18 protein-coding genes are annotated in these 19,850 nt (G+C 74.1%); 9 read left to right on the plus strand and 9 right to left on the minus strand.

All coding sequences use genetic code 11. The features are described 5' to 3' along the window. Window positions 1–9: 9 nt before the first annotated feature. Complete coding sequence (locus A6A08_RS07585) at window positions 10–357, minus strand: helix-turn-helix transcriptional regulator (RefSeq protein ID WP_073701827.1); 348 nt, start codon at window positions 355–357, stop codon at window positions 10–12. Between the two features lie 52 nt (window positions 358–409). Beyond that, the gene (locus tag A6A08_RS07590; RefSeq protein WP_073701828.1) at window positions 410–853 is read right to left on the minus strand and encodes a hypothetical protein; all 444 of its coding nucleotides are present in this window, start codon (window positions 851–853) and stop codon (window positions 410–412) included. Window positions 854–934: 81 nt separating this feature from the next. On the opposite strand from A6A08_RS07590, the gene A6A08_RS07595 reads away from it, so the two are divergent. Next, on the plus strand, window positions 935–1,795 hold the full coding sequence (locus A6A08_RS07595) for an MOSC domain-containing protein (protein WP_073701829.1): 861 nt from the start codon (window positions 935–937) through the stop codon (window positions 1,793–1,795). Between the two features lie 26 nt (window positions 1,796–1,821). Here A6A08_RS07595 and A6A08_RS07600 read toward each other — a convergent pair whose 3' ends face one another. From A6A08_RS07600 to A6A08_RS07615, 4 genes are all read right to left on the minus strand, one after another. Next, window positions 1,822–4,977, minus strand: a complete 3,156-nt coding sequence (locus tag A6A08_RS07600) for a sacsin N-terminal ATP-binding-like domain-containing protein (protein WP_073701830.1) — start codon at window positions 4,975–4,977, stop codon at window positions 1,822–1,824. Between the two features lie 141 nt (window positions 4,978–5,118). Continuing rightward, complete coding sequence (locus tag A6A08_RS07605) at window positions 5,119–5,874, minus strand: DUF3027 domain-containing protein (protein WP_073701831.1); 756 nt, start codon at window positions 5,872–5,874, stop codon at window positions 5,119–5,121. Between the two features lie 187 nt (window positions 5,875–6,061). Next, window positions 6,062–6,445 (minus strand): cold-shock protein, encoded by a 384-nt coding sequence (locus tag A6A08_RS07610; RefSeq protein WP_073701832.1) that lies wholly within the window; start codon window positions 6,443–6,445, stop codon window positions 6,062–6,064. Window positions 6,446–6,931: 486 nt separating this feature from the next. Continuing rightward, window positions 6,932–7,717: a hypothetical protein gene (locus A6A08_RS07615; protein WP_073701833.1), complete on the minus strand. Its 786-nt coding sequence runs from the start codon at window positions 7,715–7,717 to the stop codon at window positions 6,932–6,934. A gap of 165 nt (window positions 7,718–7,882) precedes the next feature. Between A6A08_RS07615 and A6A08_RS07620 the strand changes: the two genes are divergently transcribed. From A6A08_RS07620 to A6A08_RS07640, 5 genes are all read left to right on the plus strand, one after another. Beyond that, window positions 7,883–10,354 (plus strand): helicase C-terminal domain-containing protein, encoded by a 2,472-nt coding sequence (locus A6A08_RS07620; RefSeq protein ID WP_073701834.1) that lies wholly within the window; start codon window positions 7,883–7,885, stop codon window positions 10,352–10,354. A gap of 121 nt (window positions 10,355–10,475) precedes the next feature. Continuing rightward, window positions 10,476–10,901 (plus strand): hypothetical protein, encoded by a 426-nt coding sequence (locus A6A08_RS07625; protein ID WP_073701835.1) that lies wholly within the window; start codon window positions 10,476–10,478, stop codon window positions 10,899–10,901. A 333-nt stretch (window positions 10,902–11,234) separates the two neighbouring features. Then, window positions 11,235–11,510 carry a hypothetical protein gene (locus A6A08_RS07630; RefSeq protein ID WP_083608968.1) on the plus strand — a complete coding sequence of 92 codons (276 nt, stop codon included), beginning with the start codon at window positions 11,235–11,237 and terminating at the stop codon, window positions 11,508–11,510. Between the two features lie 49 nt (window positions 11,511–11,559). Then, window positions 11,560–12,060, plus strand: a complete 501-nt coding sequence (locus A6A08_RS27000; RefSeq protein ID WP_083608970.1) for a hypothetical protein — start codon at window positions 11,560–11,562, stop codon at window positions 12,058–12,060. 122 nt (window positions 12,061–12,182) lie between these two features. Beyond that, window positions 12,183–13,829, plus strand: coding sequence for a DNA repair helicase XPB (locus tag A6A08_RS07640; protein WP_073701837.1), 1,647 nt, complete (start codon window positions 12,183–12,185; stop codon window positions 13,827–13,829). A gap of 109 nt (window positions 13,830–13,938) precedes the next feature. Here A6A08_RS07640 and A6A08_RS07645 read toward each other — a convergent pair whose 3' ends face one another. Then, the gene (locus A6A08_RS07645; protein WP_073701838.1) at window positions 13,939–14,175 is read right to left on the minus strand and encodes a hypothetical protein; all 237 of its coding nucleotides are present in this window, start codon (window positions 14,173–14,175) and stop codon (window positions 13,939–13,941) included. Between the two features lie 283 nt (window positions 14,176–14,458). On the opposite strand from A6A08_RS07645, the gene A6A08_RS07650 reads away from it, so the two are divergent. Beyond that, entirely contained in the window at window positions 14,459–15,499 is a 1,041-nt protein-coding gene (locus A6A08_RS07650) for a R2-like ligand-binding oxidase (protein ID WP_073701839.1), read from the plus strand. A gap of 93 nt (window positions 15,500–15,592) precedes the next feature. Here A6A08_RS07650 and A6A08_RS07655 read toward each other — a convergent pair whose 3' ends face one another. Together A6A08_RS07655 and A6A08_RS07660 are read right to left on the minus strand one after the other, a co-directional pair. Next, entirely contained in the window at window positions 15,593–16,666 is a 1,074-nt protein-coding gene (locus A6A08_RS07655) for a zeta toxin family protein (RefSeq protein ID WP_073701840.1), read from the minus strand. Between the two features lie 257 nt (window positions 16,667–16,923). Continuing rightward, entirely contained in the window at window positions 16,924–18,249 is a 1,326-nt protein-coding gene (locus A6A08_RS07660; protein ID WP_073701841.1) for a glycoside hydrolase family 6 protein, read from the minus strand. 196 nt (window positions 18,250–18,445) lie between these two features. Between A6A08_RS07660 and A6A08_RS07665 the strand changes: the two genes are divergently transcribed. Then, a complete protein-coding gene (locus A6A08_RS07665) occupies window positions 18,446–18,868 on the plus strand; it encodes an NUDIX domain-containing protein (RefSeq protein ID WP_073701842.1) in 423 nt (140 codons plus the stop codon). A 56-nt stretch (window positions 18,869–18,924) separates the two neighbouring features. Beyond that, window positions 18,925–19,779, plus strand: coding sequence for an alpha/beta fold hydrolase (locus A6A08_RS07670; protein ID WP_073701843.1), 855 nt, complete (start codon window positions 18,925–18,927; stop codon window positions 19,777–19,779). The last annotated feature ends 71 nt before the right edge of the window (window positions 19,780–19,850 follow it).

Raw genomic sequence — 19,850 nt, forward strand, 5'->3', positions numbered from 1 at the left:
CCTCCCTGTTCATCGGTCCTCGTCGGCGGACTGCCGGCGTTCGCGCCTTCCCCGGGCGAGCTCGGTCTCCAGCGCCATCAGGTGCGGCTCCCAGCGTGCGGCGAAGCGCCGCAGCCAGGCGTCGACGTCGCGCAGCGGGGAGGGGTCGACCGCGTACAGCCGGCGGGCGCCCTCCCTGCGCACGGTGGCGAACCCGCTCTCCCTGAGCACGCGCAGGTGCTGGGAGACGGCGGGCTGGGAGATGCCGAACTCGGCCCGTACGACCTCGGTCAGCTCGCCGGAGGAGCGCTCGCCGTCGTTGAGCAGCTCCAGCAGGCGGCGCCGGACGGGGTCCCCGAGGACGTCGAAGGCGTGCATGGGACCACCTTATAAACAGAGACTTATATAAGGCAAGACTGATACAGGGAGGTCACGCCTCCTCGGTGAAGACCACCTTCCCGGACCCGTGCTCGTCGTCGCCGTCCAGCAGCGCGAGCCCGGGGACGTCCACGTGCACGGTGACCTCGGTGTCGCACTCCAGGCCGATGACGTGGCTCTCCCCCGGCCGGAACTCGCCCAGTTCCACGGGCAACCGGGCGGTGCACCCGGCCACCTGGCCACGGTGCTCGAACCGGACGGTGGTGCGGTACCCGGAGAAGAACGGGGTCGTACGGCCACCGTCCTCCCCGGCGTACATGGTCAGGTCCACGGTGATCTGCCGGCCCGGACCGTAGGTGTGCTCGGTGACGGGCTCCTCCACGGGCAGGGCCTCCTCCTCGGGAGGGGCCGCGCCGCCACCACCGTCACCGCCGTGGCAGCCGGGAGCGAGGAGGAGGGTCAGCAGGGCGAACAGGGCGAGAGGGGTTGGACGCATGGGGGATCCCTGTCGGTTTCGGGGATGTCGAGGCTACCCGCCGCGTGGGGAGGCTCCCACCGGTGGCGATAGCGTCTGTCCATGGTCCGAATCGCCGAACTCGTCCACTATCCGGTCAAGGGGTGTGCGGGCACGTCCGTGCGCACCGCCGAGATGACGCCCGCCGGTATCGCGCACGACCGCACGTTCATGGTGGTCGACGCCGACGGGAGGTTCCGCAGCCAGCGCAACGACCCCCGCATGGCACTCGTCCGCGCCGGCGTCGGCGCCGACGGCGCCCGGCTGCGCCTGGACCTCGACGGGCTCGGTCCCGTCGAGGTCGCGGTCGCCCCGGAGGGGCCGCGCCTGGACGTGACGGTGCACGGACAGCGGTTCACCGGCGTGGACCAGGGCCCGGAGGCCGCCGGGTGGCTGTCGGAGGCGCTCGGCGCGCCGAGCCGCCTGGTACGGGTGCCCGGGGACCACGACCGCCGGGTGGGCGGGATGACCCCGGGCACCAGCGCGTTCGCCGACAGCACCGCCGTGCTGATGGCGTCCCTGTCCTCGCTGGACCTGCTCAACGAGCGCATCCTCGCGCGCGGCGCCGAACCCGTGCCGCTCGACCGCTTCCGGCCCAACGTCGTGGTCTCGGGCTGGCCCGAGCCGCACACCGAGGACCGTGTCCGCGCCGTGCGCCTGGGCACCGCGGAGCTGGGTTACGCCAAGGTGTGCATCCGCTGCGCGGTCACCACGGTGGACCAGGAACGGGGGGTCAGGAGCGGGCCCGAACCCCTGCGCACGCTGGCGGACTACCGCCGCGCCGACACGGGCGGGGTGTCCTTCGGCGCCAAGTTCGCCGTCACCCGCCCGGGAACACTGTCGGTCGGCGACGCGGTGGAGGTCACCGCCTGGGACGAGCCCGAGGAGGGGCTGGGCGAGCGCCTGGCCGCCGCCCTGGCCTGACACCGGGGCGGCCCCTCGGCCACTCCTCAGTCGCCCAGGTCGGCCTCGGCCAGGAGTAGGGCGGCCGCGGAGGGGTCGCGCAGCGCGGCCGCGAGCAGGTGCCGCCGCGACCACTGGCCGGCGCGCCAGCACAGGGCCCGGGCCAGCCCGTCGGTGGTGGAGGCGTGCACCGAGCCGTCGCCGACGTACCACTCCAGTTCGACGCCGTCCACGGTGAGCGTCTGGTGGTGCAGGTAGGTGCGGTCGGGCTCCCCGTCGGGGTCGAGGAAGAGGTCGGCCTCGTCCGGTACCGGGCGGATCTGCCCGGCCGAGCCGACCTTGCCGGTCACGGTCTCGCTCGCCAGGTCCAGGTCGAGCACGTCCGCCAGGGCCTCGGCGGACTCCGCCGGCGCCAGCACCAGGGCGCGGTCCTCCAGCAGCGGCAGCAGGTCCGGGGAGTCCACCACGACGGCGTACTCGACGTCGGCCACCACGATCGCGCCGCCCCGCACCGCGCGCACCATGGTCGGCGGGGTCACCAGGTCGGCGTCCACCCCGGCGAGGGCGGTCCACACCCGGCGCAGCGCCGTGCGGTCCACGTGCCGGGCCGGGTCGGCCAGGCGGGCGAGCAGGTCGTCCGGCCCGTCGGGGTCGACCAGCAGGTCGGCCAGGGTGGTGCGCACGCCCAGGGCGCGGGCGAACTCCGGGTCGACGTCGGCGGACACCTCGTCGTACAGGCCGGTCAGCGCGGGTTCGGCGTCGGCGGTGCGCAGCTCGACCGGCGCGCCGCCGTCCAGCAGGGCGCGGCCGCGCAGCCACCAGGCGGTGTAGGAGGGCACGTCCACCACGCGGCCGTCGGGCAGCAGCACCCGGGCGGGCGTGGTGACCGCGTCGCGCAGCGAGCCCTCCGCGAGCATGGCCAGGGCTCGGGGCCACTGGTCCTCGGCGATGCAGTCGAGGTCGGCCACGCACACCAGCTCGGGCACGACCGGCGGCAGCTCGGGGTCGCCGACGAGTTCGAGGACCTCGTCGGCCCAGTCCTCCAGGCCGTCCGGGCCGTCCTCCCCCGCGGCGCCGTCGAAGGCCGAGGCCAGGTCCTCCCCCAGCGCGACCTCCTCGGCGCGGACCGCGGTCAGCTCCCACAGGGCTCCGACCGCGCGCAGCGCGTCGACCCCGTGCCGCTCCACGAGGTCGGGGTGCACGGTGCCGAAGGGGGCGTCGTCCGCGAGCAGGTCGGCCAGGGGCGCGCCGGGGACGAGGAGTTCGGCGGCGATCGAGTAGCCGTCCTCGTCGTCGCGCAGGGCCAGCTCGGACAGCCAGGGCGCGTCGGCGACGGTGGTTCCCGAGGCGGCGACCAGGTCCAGGACGGCCTCGGCCACGGGGTCGGGGTCCTCTGCGTCCAGGGAGTCGCGGACGGCGGCCTCGGTGCGCGGGTCGGACAGGACGGTGCCGGCGCCGGCCTCCACCGCGCCCAGGCGGTTCAGGAGCGGGTGGACGGCGTCGGGGTGGACCACGCGCACGCCCAGGGTCGCCAGGGCACCGGGGGAGACCCGGTTGCCGTGTGCGTCGCTGACCGCGGCCCAGTCCTCGCCCGGCAGGAGCAGGGAGCGGGGTCCGCGCACGAGCCGCCCGTCCGCGAGCGGGACCGGCAGGGCGCCGAGCTCCTCCAGGTCGGCGCCGCCGCTTCCCGCGCCCGCGAGGGCGGAGTAGAGGGCGGCCCACCAGTGCGGCGGCCGGTCGGTGTCGGCCAGCAGGTCGGCGACGTCGGCCAGCCCGATGCGGTGGACGCGCAGGGCGGCCAGCGCCGGATGGCGGGGGTTCCAGGTGCCGGGCAGCAGCTGGGGGACGAGTTCGGACAGGGCCGAGACGAGGTCGGCGGCCCCGCCGGATCCGCCGGTGTCGAGCAGCGCGGCCTCGCGCGCGGCGACCGGAGCACCGGCGGCGGTGGCCAGGAACGGGGTGTCCCGCAGGGGTTCGGCCACACGGGCGCGGAAGGCGGCGTCGACGGCGCCGCCGCCCACCCGGGTGCCGGGCACCAGGTCCAGGGCGGCGCGGGCGTCGAACCGGCGCAGCATGGCGCAGTAGGCGTCCGCGGCCTCCCCGAGCAGCAGGTCGGTGGCGGCGCCGGACTGGACCGCGCGCCGGTCGCTTCCGAGCGGGAAGGTGCCGATGAGGACGGCGGGCAGGTCGAGTTCGGTGTCGGTGGGCGTGGGCGCGTGGACCACGGCGTCCACGTCGGCGGGCAGGGTGGCGACCGCGCCCTCCTCGTCCACCGGGACCGCCCAGGTCAGCGACCAGGCGGTGCGGCCGCGCTCCTCGGTGGGGCGGTCGGCGAGCAGGGCGGGGTCGAGGGCACCGGACCGGTTCAGGACGCGCCACAGGGTGGTGCGGGTGCCCTCGGCGTCCCGGTGGCTGGTGATCAGGTCGGCCGTCCCGGCGGTCTCCTGCCGGGTGAGGACGCGCTCGGCGCCCTCCACCTCCACGCGGACCTCGTCGAGGCCGGGCAGGGCCAGCAGGAGCGCCTCCCCGGTGCGGTCCAGGAGTTCGCGCACCCGGTCGCGGGCGGAGTCGTCGCGCAGCATCAGGGTGACGACGGTGTCGTAGCCCCCGGCCGCGGTGCTCCCGGCGGAGGTGCCGCCGACGGTGCTCCGGGCGGGGAAGGGCAGGCGCAGCATGGGAACGTGCCCGGAGCGGCGCTGCACCTCCTCGGCGAGGTCGCCGTGGGTGCCCTCCTCCGCGAGCAGGCCGGTGACGGCCTCGCGGGCGGCCTCGGCGCTGAAGCGGACGGCCGCGCCGCCGGAGTCGACGGTGACGTCGTCGCTGAGCGCCGCGACCGCGGAGAAGCCCACGCCGAAGCGCCCGGCGGAGCCGTGCTCGTCGCGCTTGGTGGAGGCCCGCAGGGTGGCCAGCGACTCCACTCCCTCGGAGGTCAGCGGGGCGCCGGTGTTCGCGGCGGTCAGCCGGTGGCCGGCCAGGGCCAGGCGCATCCGTCCGGGCACTCCCGCGCGGCGGGCGGCGTCGGCGGCGTTCTGGGCCAGCTCGACCACGACCCGGTCGCGGTAGCCGCCGAGCGCGAAGTCCTCCTCCGCGTTGGCGTCCTCACGGAACCGGGCGGGCGCGTCGGCCCACGCCGCGAGTACGCGTCTGCGCAGCTCTGCGGTGTTGTAGGGATCGGCCACCGAAGCGGTCAACGGCTCGGCCATAGCGGTTTCCTCCTGCGCTGCGGGCACGACCCGGCACGGTGCACCCGGGGCGGAAGCGGATGCGGTAAACCGACCCTAGCCCACCGCGGTGGAGGGCCGGGGTCTGGATGTGCGGCGCGGCGGGGCACCGGCGCGGCGTGTTCAGGAGTCGGAGGAGACCAGTTCCAGCTCGGCGGTGTCGTCGAAGACGATGTGGTCGTAGCCCATCTCGTCGACGACCGGTCCGACCGGCTCACCACGCGCCTCCGGCCGGCGCACCTCGGAGTGGGCGCCGCAGCCGTGGTCCATCGAGACCACCTTGCCGTCGTCGGGGGCGTACTCGTTGGTGCACACGCCGAACATCTGGCGCAGCTCACCGGCGAGGGGGGTCATGAAACCGCAGGTCAGGCAGCGGGCGGGTGCGGCCGCGGCGATCGGGCTGCGCGGTCCGGCCTCGCCGTTGTACCAGCGCTCGGCGGCCTGCTCGCGGCCGGCCTCGGAGAGCACCTGGCGCCGGCCCAGACCCAGCTCCCACACCATCTGCCGGTCCACGCCCTCCTCGTCCAGGTCGCTGTCGGGCACCTGGGCGTAGCCGGGGACGAGGCGCTCGTCGTCCTCGTCGGTGGGCAGCAGGTCGCCCACGCCGAGGTCGCCGGGGCGCAGCCGCTCCTTCCAGGGGACCCATTCGGGCGCGACGATGGCGCCCTCGCCGGGCAGCAGAACGACCTCGTTGACCGTGACCTTCTTGGCGCGCGAGGCGCGGACCACGGTAACGGCGTAGTTCCACCCCGGGTAGGCGGGGTCCAGGCAGGTGAAGTAGTGGGTGATCAGGCGTGTGTCCTCGACCTGGGGGGTGAGGTGCTCACCCACCCATTCGGGCCGTCCGGCCTCGGCGGCCACAGAGCGGGCCAGATCCACCGCCTCGATACATGCCTTGTCCGGTACAGGAGAACGTCGAGAAGGGCTCACGTTTCCCATTCTCACTGATCGCGGGCACCGATTTGACCATAACGAGGGTCAAGGTTCGACCGATACACCCTCTTGACACGGTCGTGCGCCGGTCACCGGGTGGCCCGGGCCGCCGGTCCCGGGGACCGGCGGCCGCTCAGGCCTCCAGGTCGTCGGCCACCACGCGCAGGACGGAGGCGATCTTGGCGGCCTCCCTGCGCTCGGGGTGGCGGCCCCTGCGGTAGCCGTTGGACAGGCCCTCCAGCAGTTTGATGAGGTCCTCTGTGATGACCACCATCTCGTCGGGTTTCTTGCGCCGTGCCCTGACGACCGAGTGCTGGGTGTCCAGGAGCTTGACCTGGAGCGCCTGCGCGCCCTTGCGCCCCTCGGCCACGCCGAAGTCGACCCTCTGGCCGGGGCGCAGCGACGTGGTGCCTTCGGGGAGCGAGGAGGAGTGCACGAACACCTCACCGCCGTCGTCCCTGGTGAGGAAGCCGAAGCCCTTTTCGCCGTCGTACCACTTGACCTTGCCGGTGGGCACCTGAATGACCTCATGCTTTCAGTGACGTGCGCCCGGAGCCGGAAGGGCACGGGGATCCGCGCTGTCCGCCCGTTCCCGGAGCGCCCCTGGTTTCCATGGGTGCCTCCAAGGTAATGCCCGGGGCCCGGCGGACGCGAGGGCATAAACGCCCCTTCCGCGCCGGGGCTCCCCGTGGCCGGGCCGGGCACAGCAGACGAGGCCCGGATACGGATCACCCGGGCCTCGTGGCGTCGGCGGCGGCCCCTCACCGCTGGGTGCGGAGTGTGGGACGGGACTCGGCGGAGGCATGGGCCGCCCCGACGGGAGTGGCGCCCGGGCTGGAGGCCGGGCCACCGGTACTGACGCGACCGCCGTCAGGTGAATGAGGCGGTGTACCGACATGACTACCCGAATCCGTGTGTTCGGACGCACGGTGACGGGCCGACCGGAAAAGGTTATTCCCCAGCGTTTGCCAAGCGGTGACCCGCGTCCCGGCCGAGGGGGCGCTCAGCGCCCCGCGGCGCCCTCCGCGGCCCGCGCCGAGCGCAGTGCCCGCGGGTAGAGGTAGGCCGCGCACGCCAGGGAGGCCAGGCCGAGCCCGATGACGCCGGTGCCGGCCAGGGACTCCTGGACGTACTGGTCGACGAACCTGGCGTCCCCGGCCCACAGGGCCATGCCGACCGCGCAGGACAGCAGGGGCAGGCCCACGCCGATCCACTTGTCCACGGCCGTCCACACCTGGCTGAGGAGGATCAGGGCCGCGCCGAGGACCCACAGGAACGACAGGTTCCACCACCAGGGCGCCGACGCGAGCAGCAGGACCAGGGCGGCGGCCTCGCCCGGGGCGTGGCGCGCCACCGCCGCCAGGCCGTGCAGGGGCCCCGGCCCGCGGTCCTCGCGAGCGGCCCGGTCCGCGCGGCGGCCCCTGATGTGCACGTCGGTCTGGCCGGGGCCCTCCAACAGGGACAGCAGGCCGCGGCTGGGGCCGCCCCGCCACGGCGGCGGCGGCCGGTCGGCGTGGCGGGGCCTGGGCGGGATCAGCTCGTCGTCCTCGATGTCGAGGTCGCGGCCGGCGACCTCACGCTCCACCAGGTCCTGGGGGGAGCCCAGGCCCCTGAGGATGCCCCGGACGGTGTCCTCGTCGTCCCTTCCCGCGGCGGCGCGGCGCGCGTTGATGCGCGAGCGCACACTCGTGAGGTAGGCGGTACGTTCCCTCGCGGTCATACGACCGTGCAGAACCAGGCCGACCTCGGACAGATAATCGAGTACCAATTGTTCCGAGCGCTGGGTCATGCCCCCATATTGGCCTACGATGACCTGGCTTTTAAGACCCTCGCGAGAATTCCGGTCGCAGAATTGTCTTCGAATACGGTCTGCAACCGTGTGACGGGCGGCACTCCGGAAGAACGGAGCGGGCTCGCGGGGCCCCCGGGGCGGGAATCGCTTAGCGTTGACGTGATGACCGACAACGCACAGTCCGACGAGCACGAACCAGGCACGGGGAGCAGCGGACCCCCCGCGCCGGGCCGTCCCCCCACGTTCACCTCCTGGCTGCGCGGCCGGTCGGACGCCGAACTCGCCGACCTGCTGCGTGCCCGTCCCGACCTGGCCCGGCCGGTGCCGGTCGACCTCGGCGCGCTCGCCTCCCGCGCGACCTCCCGCAACACCGTCCTGAGGGTCCTGGAGCGCCTGGACCGGTTCACCCTCCAGGTGCTGGAGTCGGTGGTCGCGCTCGGCGACGACCGGTTGTCCGAACCGGTGGGGGTGCCCACCGCCGACCTGGCCGGGGCGCTCGGGCTGGCGCCCGCACCCGAGCCGTCGGAGGACCCGCTCGTGCGCGCCCTGGACACCCTGATGGGTCTGGCGCTGATCTGGCCCGACCGGGGGCGGCTGCGCCCGGTGCAGGTGCTGCGCGACCTGCTCCCCCACCCCGCTCAGCTCGGCCCTCCCGCGCGCGTGCTGCTGGCGGCGCTGCCGCCCGGCGCCGCCAAGAGGCTGGCCGACGACCTCGCGCCCGACAGCACCGCGGGCACCCCCGTGGAGACGGTCGCCACGCTCCTGGCCGACCCCGCCCGGGTGGCGGCGCTGGTCGGCCAGGTGAGCGACGGACCGCAGGCCCGCAGGCTGCTGGACAGCATGGCCTGGGGGCCGCCCCACGGAACCGTCTCCGGCGCCCGCCGCGAGGTCACCCTGGCCACCGCCTCCTCACCGGTCGACGCGCTCATCGCCCGCGCCCTGCTGCTGCCGAGCGGGGACGACACCCTCACGCTGCCGCGCGAGGTGGGGGTGTACCTGCGCTCGGGGCTGCTGTTCCGGGAGGTCACCACCGCCCCGCCGACGTTCGCGGGCACCGAGAACCCCGCCGACGCCGTCACCCGGGCGGCCGCCGGGCAGGCGTTCACGGTGCTGCGCGCGGTGGAGGAACTGCTGGAGCACTGGTCCCAGGAGCCGGCCGCGGTGCTGCGCAACGGCGGGCTGGGCGTGCGCGACCTGCGCCGCGCGGCCCGGGTGATGGACACCGACGAGCCCACCGCCGCCCTGTTCGTGGAGGTCGCCCACGCCGCCGGGCTGCTCGCGGCGGACGACCGGGTCGAGGGCGAGTGGCTGCCCACCCGCGAGTACGACCTGTGGCGGGAGCGACCGCCCGAGCACCGGTGGCTGCGCCTGGCGTCGGCGTGGCTGGAGTCGGAACGGGTGGCGACGCTGACCGGTTCGCGCGACTCGGGCGGCCGGGTGCGCAACCTGCTCGGTCCGGGCCTGGTGCGGCCCGCGGCCCCGCAGGCCCGCCGCGACCTGCTCGGGGAGCTGGGCACCGCGGAGCCCGGGTTCGCGCCGCTGCCGGACTCGCTGTCCGCCCGCCTGGCCTGGCGCCGTCCGCGCCGCCAGTCGCCGGTCCACGCCGAGCTGGTGCGGGCCGCCTCGACCGAGGCCGCCGCGCTCGGGCTGACGGGGCGGGGGGCGCTGGCCGACCACGTCCGGCCGCTGCTGGAGGGCGACGAGGACGCCGCTGCCCGGATCCTGGCCAAGGAGCTGCCCAGGCCGCTGGACTACGTGCTGGTCCAGGGCGACCTGACCGCGGTCGCGCCGGGGCCGCTGGTGCCCGACCTGGCCCGGGAGCTGGCCCTGGTCGCCGACGTGGAGTCCACCGGCGGGGCCACCGTGTACCGGTTCACCGAGGAGTCGGTGCGCCGGGCCCTGGACGCCGGACGCGGCGCCGACGACGTCACCGCCATGCTCGAACGCCACTCGCGTACCCCGCTCCCCCAGGCGCTGCTGTACCTGGTGTCGGACGTGGGACGGCGGCACGGGCGGCTGCGCGCGGGTACGGCGTCGAGCTACCTGCGGTGCGACGAGCCCGCGCTGCTGGACGAGCTGGTCAGCGACCGCCGGGCCGAGGAGCTGGGGCTGCTGCGGCTCGCCCCGACCGTGGTGGCGAGCCGGTCGACCCGGCCGGCGCTGGTGGAGCGGCTGCGGCAGCTGGGGTACCACCCGGTGCCCGAGGGCGGGGACGGGTCGATGCGCCTGGGCCGCCCCGAGGTGCGGCGCGCCGACGCGGCGGACGTCCCGCCCGCGCCGGGCGAGGGGGGCTCCCCCCGGGAGCTGGCGGAGGCGGCGGTGCGCGCCCTGCGGGCCGGGGACGAGGCGGCCACGGCGGCGCGCAGGCCGGTCGCGCTGCCCGAGGACGGCCCGCCGGGTTCGCGGTCGGCGGCGGTGCTGGAGGTACTCGCGCGAGCGGCCCGCGAGGGGCGCAGGGTGTGGATCGGCTACACCGACACCGACGGGCGCCAGGTGAGCCGGATCGTGGAGCCCTCGGGCGTGGACGGCGGCTTCCTGACCGCCTACGACGCCACGCGCGCGGCGGTGCACCGGTTCGCGGTGCACCGGGTGACGGCCGTGGCCGAGCTGGAGCAGGAGTCCGGGGGGAGGTAGGGGCCTCCTCGGGGATCCCGGCCCGGTACCGCCGGCCGGCCCGGGTCGCGAAGGCTCCGGAGGGGGCCGGCGGGTTAGGCTGAGGGCGAGTTGGTCGCCCACCGACAGCGAGAGAACCCCCATGAGCAACGCATCGCTGCCCCCCGGGGCATCGTCCCCCCGTGAGCACGGACGCGACGACGGCCGCGGGCGCGGGAGGACCCGGGATCCCGAGCGCGATCGCGACGGGGACCGCGGGGACGACCGCGGGGAACGCCAGGTGGCGGGCGGGTCCAGCAGCTCCACGATGGCCCTGATCCTGCACGCCCTGACCTTCGTGTGCTGTGCGAACTGGCTGTTCGGCATCGCCGGGATCGTGTTCGCGGTACGCGCCGCGCACGCACGCGACCGGGGGCGTCCGGACCAGGCCGAGACCCTCACCCGCTACTCCTGGTACTGCCTGGGCGCGGCCGGTGTGATGCTCTTCGTGATGCTGGTGCTGACGTTCGTGCTGTTCACCCAGGCGGGATCGTGGATCCAGGGGATCGTCCCGGTCATCAACTACTGACCGGGTTTGGCGGCCCGGGCCGACGGGCACCGCGTCTGAGCGGACGCGGGTAACGGACAAGGGCGTCGTGCGCTGGTGCGCGACGGCGGGGAGGCGGCACGAGCGGTGATGAGAGGCAGGGGCGACCCGAGGAGCTTCTGGGAGAGGACGGCTCCCTCTCCCGGCCCGGCGCCGTCCAGGGGCGGGCCGCCGCCGGCTCCGCGGGAGTCCCCGGGACCGCCGGCGCCCTGGGGGCGGCCGGGAGCACCGGAGCGCCCCGGACCGGCGACGCCTCCCCGCACCGGCCCCGTGTATCCTCCGGAGGCACCCCCGCCGTCCGCTCCCCCCGCGCGGGTGGGCGGCGCCGTGGCGGCGCTGGTGGTGGCGGTCCTGACCGTGGCGGGGCCGGCCCTGATGGTCTACCTGGACTTCTGGTTCTTCCTGCTGGTGGTGAACGTTCCGGGGATCGGCTTCGGAATCGCGACGCTGAGGAAGCTTCCCGACCCGGTCGAGGTGGAGCGGTACATCCGTTACACCTGGGCGTGCACCTTCGCCTACGCCATCCTGTTCGTACTGTTCACGATCCCGGTCGTGGTCCTGTTCATGATGATGCTCCTCCTGACCTCCTGACCAGACCCTCTCCCCGGTGCTCCGGCACCCCGGACACGAAGACACGACATTGAGCGAGAACCGGCCGCCCTGGCCCCCTCACGGCGGCTCCCCCCACCACGGCCACGACCAGTACGGCGCCTACGACCAGTACGGCGCCCCCGGCTCCCACAAGGACTCGACCGGCGGATACAGCGGCTACGGCGGTCACGGCGCTCCGGCCGGCTGGCCCCCGCCGCCCGGCGGCGCCCCCGTGCCCCCGCCCGGGCCCGGTTACGGCACGGGGCCGTATCACCTCCCCCATCCGGGCTTCCCCCACCAGGCGGAGCCGCAGAACCTGGCCAGCCCGATCCTGGCCCTGTGCCTGTCCGTCCTCATGGTGGTGACGTGCTGCGGCGCCCTGGGGATCGTCGGGACCGTCTTCTCCGCGCTGGCGCTCTCGGAGAGGACGAACCCGGAGAAGTTCCGGCGCCACACCCGCAACGCCTGGATCGCCAACGGCGTCGTCCTGGGCCTGGTACTCGTCCTCGTCGGATCCCTCGTGGTCTCCGAGGTCACCGCCGGGACCTGAGCAGGCCGCCCCCGCGGCCCGTGGCGGCGGCGTCCGTCTGAGACCACGGTTTCGCGGGCATGATCAGGAGCCCGGATGCGTTGCACCTGGGGTCGCCCCTCCCCGTGAGATTGAAGGTCCGTGTGTCCTGCCTGATCGTCCAGTCCGACAAGACGCTCCTGCTCGAGGTCGACCACGAGCTCGCCGGCGAGTGCCGCCGGGCCATCGCCCCCTTCGCCGAGCTGGAGCGCGCCCCCGAACACGTGCACACCTACCGGATCACCCCGCTCGCGCTGTGGAACTCCCGGGCCGCGGGGCACGACGCGGAGCAGGTCGTGGACGCGCTGATCCGGTTCTCCAAGTTCCCGGTGCCGCACTCGCTGCTGGTGGACATCGCCGAGACGATGGACCGCTACGGCCGGCTCCGGATCGTCGGCGACCCGGTGCACGGGCTGGTCCTGGAGTCCTCGGACCGGGCCGTGCTGGAGGAGGTCGTCCGCGCCCGGAAGCTCAGGGGGATGCTGGGCGAGCGACTGGGCGAGGACTCGGTCGCCGTGCACCCGAGCGAGCGCGGCAACCTCAAGCAGGCGCTGCTGAAGATCGGCTGGCCCGCCGAGGACCTGGCCGGGTACGTGGACGGCGAGGCGCACCGGATCGACCTGGACCAGGACGGCTGGGAGCTGCGCGGCTACCAGAAGGAGGCCGCCGAGAGCTTCCACGCGGGCGGCTCCGGCGTGGTGGTGCTGCCGTGCGGCGCGGGCAAGACCATCGTCGGCGCGGCGGCGATGGCCATGACCGGCGCGACCACGCTCATCCTGGTGACCAACACCGTGTCGGTGCACCAGTGGAGGACGGAGCTGCTGCGGCGCACCTCGCTGACGGAGGACGAGATCGGCGAGTACTCGGGCACCCGCAAGGAGATCCGCCCGGTCACGATCGCCACCTACCAGGTGATGGCGGCCAAGCGTAAGGGCGCGTACACGCACCTGGAGCTGTTCGACGCCCGCGACTGGGGGCTCGTGGTCTACGACGAGGTGCACCTGCTGCCCGCACCGATCTTCCGGATGACCGCCGACCTCCAGGCGCGTCGCCGCCTGGGGCTGACCGCGACCCTGGTGCGCGAGGACGGCCGCGAGGGCGACGTGTTCTCCCTGATCGGCCCCAAGCGCTACGACGCCCCGTGGAAGGACATGGAGAACCAGGGGTGGATCGCCCCGGCGGACTGCGTGGAGGTCCGGGTGGACCTGTCGCAGTCCGAGCGGCTGGCGTACGCGACCGCCGAGCCGGAGGACCGCTACCGGTTCTGCGCCTCCTCCGAGACCAAGACCTCCGTGGTCCGGGAGATCGTGGAGCGCCACCCCGAGGAGCAGGTGCTGGTGATCGGCTCCTACATCGACCAGCTGGACGAGCTGGGCGAGTCACTGGGCGCGCCGGTGATCAAGGGCGAGACGCGCAACAAGGAGCGCGAGCGGCTCTTCGACGCCTTCCGCTCCGGGGAGCTGCGGACGCTGGTGGTCTCCAAGGTCGCGAACTTCTCCATCGACCTGCCCGAGGCCGGTGTCGCGGTGCAGGTGTCGGGCTCCTTCGGCTCCCGCCAGGAGGAGGCCCAGCGGCTGGGCCGGGTGCTGCGCCCCAAGTCCGACGGACGCGCGGCCCGCTTCTACGCCGTGGTGGCCCGCGACACCCTCGACCAGGACTACGCCGCGCACCGGCAGCGGTTCCTGGCCGAGCAGGGTTACGCCTACAGGATCACCGACGCCACCGACCTGCTCTCGGGCGAGGAGATCTGACCGGGCCCGGGCCCTCGACGGCGCGGGGGTGGCGTCCGCCCTCCCCCGGTGGCCGCCTCCGCCCTCGGCGGGGGACGGGGCCGCGTCGGGGCGCCGGCCGTCCCTGCCGTCAGACGGAGGGCAGGACGCCCATGACGTAGGTGCCCGCCGCGATCATCCAGGCCACCAGGGAGTAACTGAGGGTGCGGGTGCGCAGGAGCCGGTCCCCCCGGACGGAGGGCGCGGCGAAGGCGGCCACCAGGAGCGCCAGGCCGAGCAGCGCGGGGATGGCGGAGGCCAACGCGAAGAGCTGGGTCTGGGCGGCGCACGCGGTGTAGCCGGAAGTGCCGGGATCACCACAGAACACGTCGTCCCCCGATCGATCGTTCGGTGCGGGCGGTACTCCCTGACCGTACCGTTTCGGAAGAGGCGGACCGCCAACGACACCGGCCGAATCCCGGCTTCGCCGCGGCTCCGGGAACGGTCCGCCCCGTCCCCGGCCGGGTCGGCGACCGGAGGACCCGTGCTCCGCTGCCCTCTCCAATAGAACCGGATTCGGTTTTCTGTGACGCACACCTCCCCCGCCCTTTACACAGAGCCCTTCCGTGTCCAATCATGAGGGCACGACAGCGTCCCCAGGAGGTCCTCCCATGCCCGACGCCCCCGCCCCCGGGTCCCCCGCCCCCGACGGTGCCGACGCCCCGGCCCCCGGCCTCCCCGAACCGGCCGCCGCCGATCAGCGCACCGGCTTCCACTCCCTCCGCAAGGGCGGCCTGAACTGGGAGTCCCTGCCGCTCAGGCTCTTCAACAAGGGCAACGCCAGGTTCTGGGACCCCGCGGACATCGATCTGAGCCAGGACGCCGAGGACTGGGAGAAGCTGGGCGAGGGGGCCCGCACGCGCATCCTGCGGCTGTGCGCGTTCTTCGTGGCGGGCGAGGAGGCGGTCACCGAGGACATCCAGCCCTTCATCCGGGCCATGGCCGCGGAGGGGCGGCTGGGCGACGAGATGTACCTGACCCAGTTCGCGTTCGAGGAGGCCAAGCACGTCCAGGCCTTCCGGCTGTGGCTGGACGCGATCGGGGTCCACGACGACCTGCACGAGCACGTCGACGCCAACCCGGGCTACCGCAAGCTGTTCTACGAGGAGCTGCCCGGGTCGCTGGAGAGGCTGCTGGAGGACCCGGGCCCCCGCAACCAGGTGCGCGCCTCGGTGACCTACAACCACGTCATCGAGGGGTCTTTGGCACTGACCGGCTACTACGCCTGGAACCACGTGTGCACGGTGCGGGACGTCTTCCCCGGCATGCGTCAGATCGTGCGGCGGATCGGCGACGACGAGCGGCGCCACATGGCGTGGGGGACCTTCACCTGCCGGCGCCACGTCGCGGCCGACGACGCCAACTGGGACGTGGTGCGCGAGCGCCTGGACGAGCTGCTGCCGCACGTGATGTCCACGGTCGAGCGCGGCGAGGAGCCGTCGCAGGACCCCGACACGCAGCGCTACGAACTGCCGCCCGGGGAGCTGGTCAGGTACGCGGGCGACCGGGCGCTGCGGCGCCTGGGCGCGATCGAGTCCGCGCGCGGGGTGTCCGTGTCCCGGATCGACCTGGACGCCGCCCCCGAGGACCTGGAGGAGCGGTTCGGCGAGGAGGACCGGGAGGCCATGCGCCGGGCGCTCGCCCGGGGCTGACGGCCGAGGCCGGGGGCGGACCAGCGGACCGGAGGCGGCGGGCGGGAGCCGGTGGGACGGGACCGTCGGCCCCGGCGAGCGCCCGGTGCCCCCTCAGAGGGCGCCGTGGGGCAGCGGCTCCTCCCCGTGCCGCAGGTCGCGGCGCCCGCGCTCGGCCTCCAGGGCGATTCGGCCGAACGGCTCGGTCCTCCAGTCGCCGCCCTCCTGGTGGTTGGCGTAGAGCACCTCGCCGTCGCGGGAGAGCACGTAGAGCGATTCCACCAGCCGGTGGGTCTCCAGGAACTCCACCGTGTTGGGCACTCCCAGGTAGAAACGGTCGTGGTGGAGTTCAGAGATCCACCTGCCGAAACCCTGATGGGCACGGGCCCTCGCGTAGCGGTCGGCGAGTGAGGACCGGCTGTTGGAGGAGTGGGTGGCCACGAAGGCGACCTCGACCCGGTATCCGGCGTCGTGGAACCCCTCGACCCAGGACGCCGCCCGGTCGGCGCGGCCGAGGGGGTGGCTGCACACCACGTCCACGCGGCCCGCGCGCAGGTGGTCCATGGCGAGTCCGTGCAGCCCGCCGACCTGCCGGGCCAGGGAGGAGGACGCCACGCGGTCGTCGGCGGTCATCGCCCACTCGTAGTCGGGCGACAGGCGCAGCAGGTCGTCGCCGTCGTAGCTGACGGTGCCCTCGGGCAGGACGGGCAGGAGGAGGCGCTGCAGGGTGGACGTGCCCGAACCGGGCTGACCGCCGAGCAGCAGGAGCCGGGGGCGTTCGCGGGCGGCGCCCGTGAGCCTGTCGCGGAGCGCGAGGTCGAACAGAGCGGCCAGTTCCGCCTCCGCCAGGGTCCTGCGCGGGTCCCCGGGGGTGGCTCCCCCGCGGACGCGCACGGGTTCCGCCCGTAGTTCGGCGAGGACCCCGGGCAGCTCGCGGTTGGCCCGGTCGACCTCGTCGGGGGTGAGGAAGGGCAACCGGGCCTCCTCCGCGAGGAGCTCGGCGGCGCGCTCCCTGAGCCCGGGGCGGGTGTCGGCGCGGCCCAGGCATGCGCCGACGGCCGCGCCGTACAGGTTGTGGGCCCGCTCGCGCGCCTCCCGCAGGGCCCTGGTCTGCGTTGGGACGCCGCCGTGGGAGCTCTCCGCCAGGAGCGGCCGGAGGATCCGCTCCTCCGTGTGCGAAGCCGCCATGCTGTCCACCTTCCAGGCTTCGGAGGCGGCCGTGACCCCGGGCCGGGGGACCGGCCCGGAGGGGCCGGAGCCGGCCGGTCACCGCCACTGACACCGGGGATGCTAGTGCGTCGCCCCGCCGAAGGTGCGGGGTTCGGCTCCGCTGGCCGAAGGCGGACAGGAGGGCGGGGCCGTGAGGGGCCGGGAGCGCCGACGGGGCGGGGCGCGGGAAGGCCCCACCCCGTCGGGTGTCCGGAGCCGTCAGGATCCCGGATCCGTCAGGACGCGGAGCACGCCACGTCCGGCACGCTGTTGGTGCCGCCGTGGGTTCCGGTGAGCCCGAAATCGGTGCTGCTGCCGGCACCGAGGGTGCCGTTCCAGCCCAGGTCGGTCGCGGTGACCTGCGACCCGCTGGCGGAGACGTCGGCGTTCCACCCCTGGCTGACCCGCTGGCCGTCGGTGTAGGTCCACGTCACGGTCCAGCCGGTGAGGGCGGAGTCGGCGGTGACCGTCACCGTGGCCTGGAAGCCGCTTCCCCAGTCGTTGTCGATGCTGTACTCGGCCGTGCAGCCGTCGCCGGAGGGGTCGGTGGGCTCCTCACCCGGGTCGGTGGGCTCCTCGCCGGGGTCGGTGGGCTCGTCCGGGGGCTCGGGGGCGTCGACCGCCATGTCGTAGGCGGCCTGCGGCACGAACTGCCCGGCGGGCGCGATGCAGCCGTCGGCCTCACCCGGGAGCTTGGTCCAGATGAAGGCGTCGACCAGCGGGTGGCCGGTGTCGGTGGTGCTGGGGCGGCCGATCATCCGTCCCGGCGGGTCGCACCACTCGCCGTCGGGGGCGGGGCCGTTGCCGTTGCGGCTGGTGTCGACCACGGCGCCGAGCCCGGAGACGCCGGTCGCGTTGATGACGGCCTCGGCGAAGGCGACCTCGTCGTCGGTCCAGTTGTAGTTGGAGGTGTTGGTGGCCACACCGTGGGCGCTGCCCGCGATGTCGGCGCCGTTGAGCAGGTCGGCGGCCTCCTGGGGGTCCAGCCAGGCCGAGTGCCCGATGTCGAAGTACACCCGGGCCTGGGAGGAGCCCGCCATGAGCGCCTTGCCCGCGTGGGCCATCGAGGCCAGGAGCTCGGACGGGTCGCTGCAGCCGCTCACCAGCGGGAGGGCGTCGGGCTCCAGGACGATGGTGGCGGGACGGCCCTCCAGTCCGGAGGCCAGTTCGTCCACCCAGGAGCGGTAGGCGTCGTGGCTGGGCGCTCCGCCGCTGCTGTGGTTGCCGCAGTCGCGTCCGGGGATGTTGTAGACCACGAGGATGGGGCTCTGGCCCCGGGCGTCGGCGGCGCTGACCACCTCGTCCACGTCGCCGCGGATCTCACCGGGGTTGTACTGGGTGAACCAGGTGGCCTGCGCGACCGAGGCGATACGGTCGCGGATGACGTCGGCCCGGTGGTCGTCGGGATTCTCCCGGACCCAGGAGGCCGCCGATGTGTTGGGGTTGACGTAGAACTCGGTCTCGGCGGCCGAGGCGGGCGACATGCTGAGCAGCGCCGCTCCCGTGGCCAGTGCCGAGACGGAGCCGATGAGGGCTCCGATGGCTGTGCGTGTGCGGGACATTGAGCCTTTCCTTCGTTGAGTCGGTCCCCGTCCTGGTCTCCCGTGTCCCCGTATCCCCCGGGGGAGTCCGGAGGCCCCGTACATGTGGGAGCGCTCCCAAACGCCGTCAGGCTACCCCGCGAACTCCTCCAGTCCCAGGGGGGTAACGGCTGCTTTTCCCATAAATCGCATCCGCGGCATGACATAGGGTGATCACATGTCCTCCACCCCGTCCTCCCCTCCCGCCGTCATCGACGCCCTGGCCTGGGTCCACGTACGCGAGGGACGCCTGCTGTGCGTCCGCACCGAGGGGGTGGACCTGTTCTACCTCCCCGGCGGCAAGCGCGAACCGGGGGAGAGCGACGAGGCCGCCGTGGCCAGGGAGGCCCGCGAGGAGGTCAGCGTGGTCCTGCGTCCGGGCACGTTCCGCAGGATCGCGGTGATCGAGGAGGCGGCCCACGCACAGGCCCCGGGCACGCGGGTGCGGCTGTCGTGCCACACCGCGGAGCACGACGGCGAGATCAGGGTGGACAACGAGATCGCCGACCTGGCGTGGATCGGCTTCGCCGAGCGGGAGCGCTGCGCTCCGGCCGTGCGCCGCCTCATCGAGCTGCTGCACGCCGAGGGCACCGTCCGCTAGGAGGCCCCACGCTCGTTGATCTTGTACTCAGAAGGCGCGGGCGTAGCGTGGCTGACATGACTGCTCATCCGTCCCACGGCGAACGACTCCTCGCGGTCAACGGCGTCGAGCTGTGTGTCGAGACCTTCGGAGACCACACGGCCCCGGCGATCGTGCTGATCGCCGGGGCCTCTGCCTCGATGCTGTGGTGGGACGCCGAACTGTGCGGACGGATCGCCGCCCGCGGCCGGTTCGTGGTCCGCTTCGACCACCGCGACACCGGCCGCTCGACCTGCTACCCGCCGGGCCGACCGGCGTACTCCTGCACCGACCTGGCCCAGGACGTGCTCGGCATCCAGGACGCCCTGGGCATCGAACGCGCCCATGTGGTCTGTCAGTCGATGTTCGGCCAGAGCGGCCTCATCCTCGGCGTGGACCACCCCCACCGGGTCGCGTCGCTGACGTTCGTCTCGAGCTCGACCGGGGCCGACGACCTGCCACCGCCCTCCAGCGACCTGGCCATGCCCGCCCAACCGCGTTCCTCCGACACGGCCGCGGTCGTGGAGTACGTGATCGCCGACGCGCGGGCCTGCGCCGGCGACTCGCCGTACTTCGACGAGGCCGCGGTCCGGGCGCTGGTCGAACGCGACGTGGCGCGCGCCAGGAACTACGCCTCCACGCTGGTCAACCACTACGCCATCGACCTCGGCGGACCGGCCCGCGGCGGCTTCGGCGACATCGCGGCGCCCACGCTCGTGGTCCACGGCGACCGAGACCCGCTCCTGCCGCCTGCGCACGGCGAGGCGCTGCGTGCGGCGGTCCCCGGGGCCGAGCTGCTGGTCCTGCGGGGGGCCGGTCACGACCTGCCCGGGCCGGTGTGGGACGACTTCGTGTCGGCCCTGGTCCGGCACACGGGAGACGGCCGCCCGTGAACCGGTTGCGGTCGGCGCTGTGGCCGCTGCTCTTCGGGGGCGAGGGGTGCTGAACACGAGGCCCGGACGGG

Source organism: Nocardiopsis sp. TSRI0078, assembly GCF_001905145.1.
GTDB lineage: Bacteria > Actinomycetota > Actinomycetes > Streptosporangiales > Streptosporangiaceae > Nocardiopsis.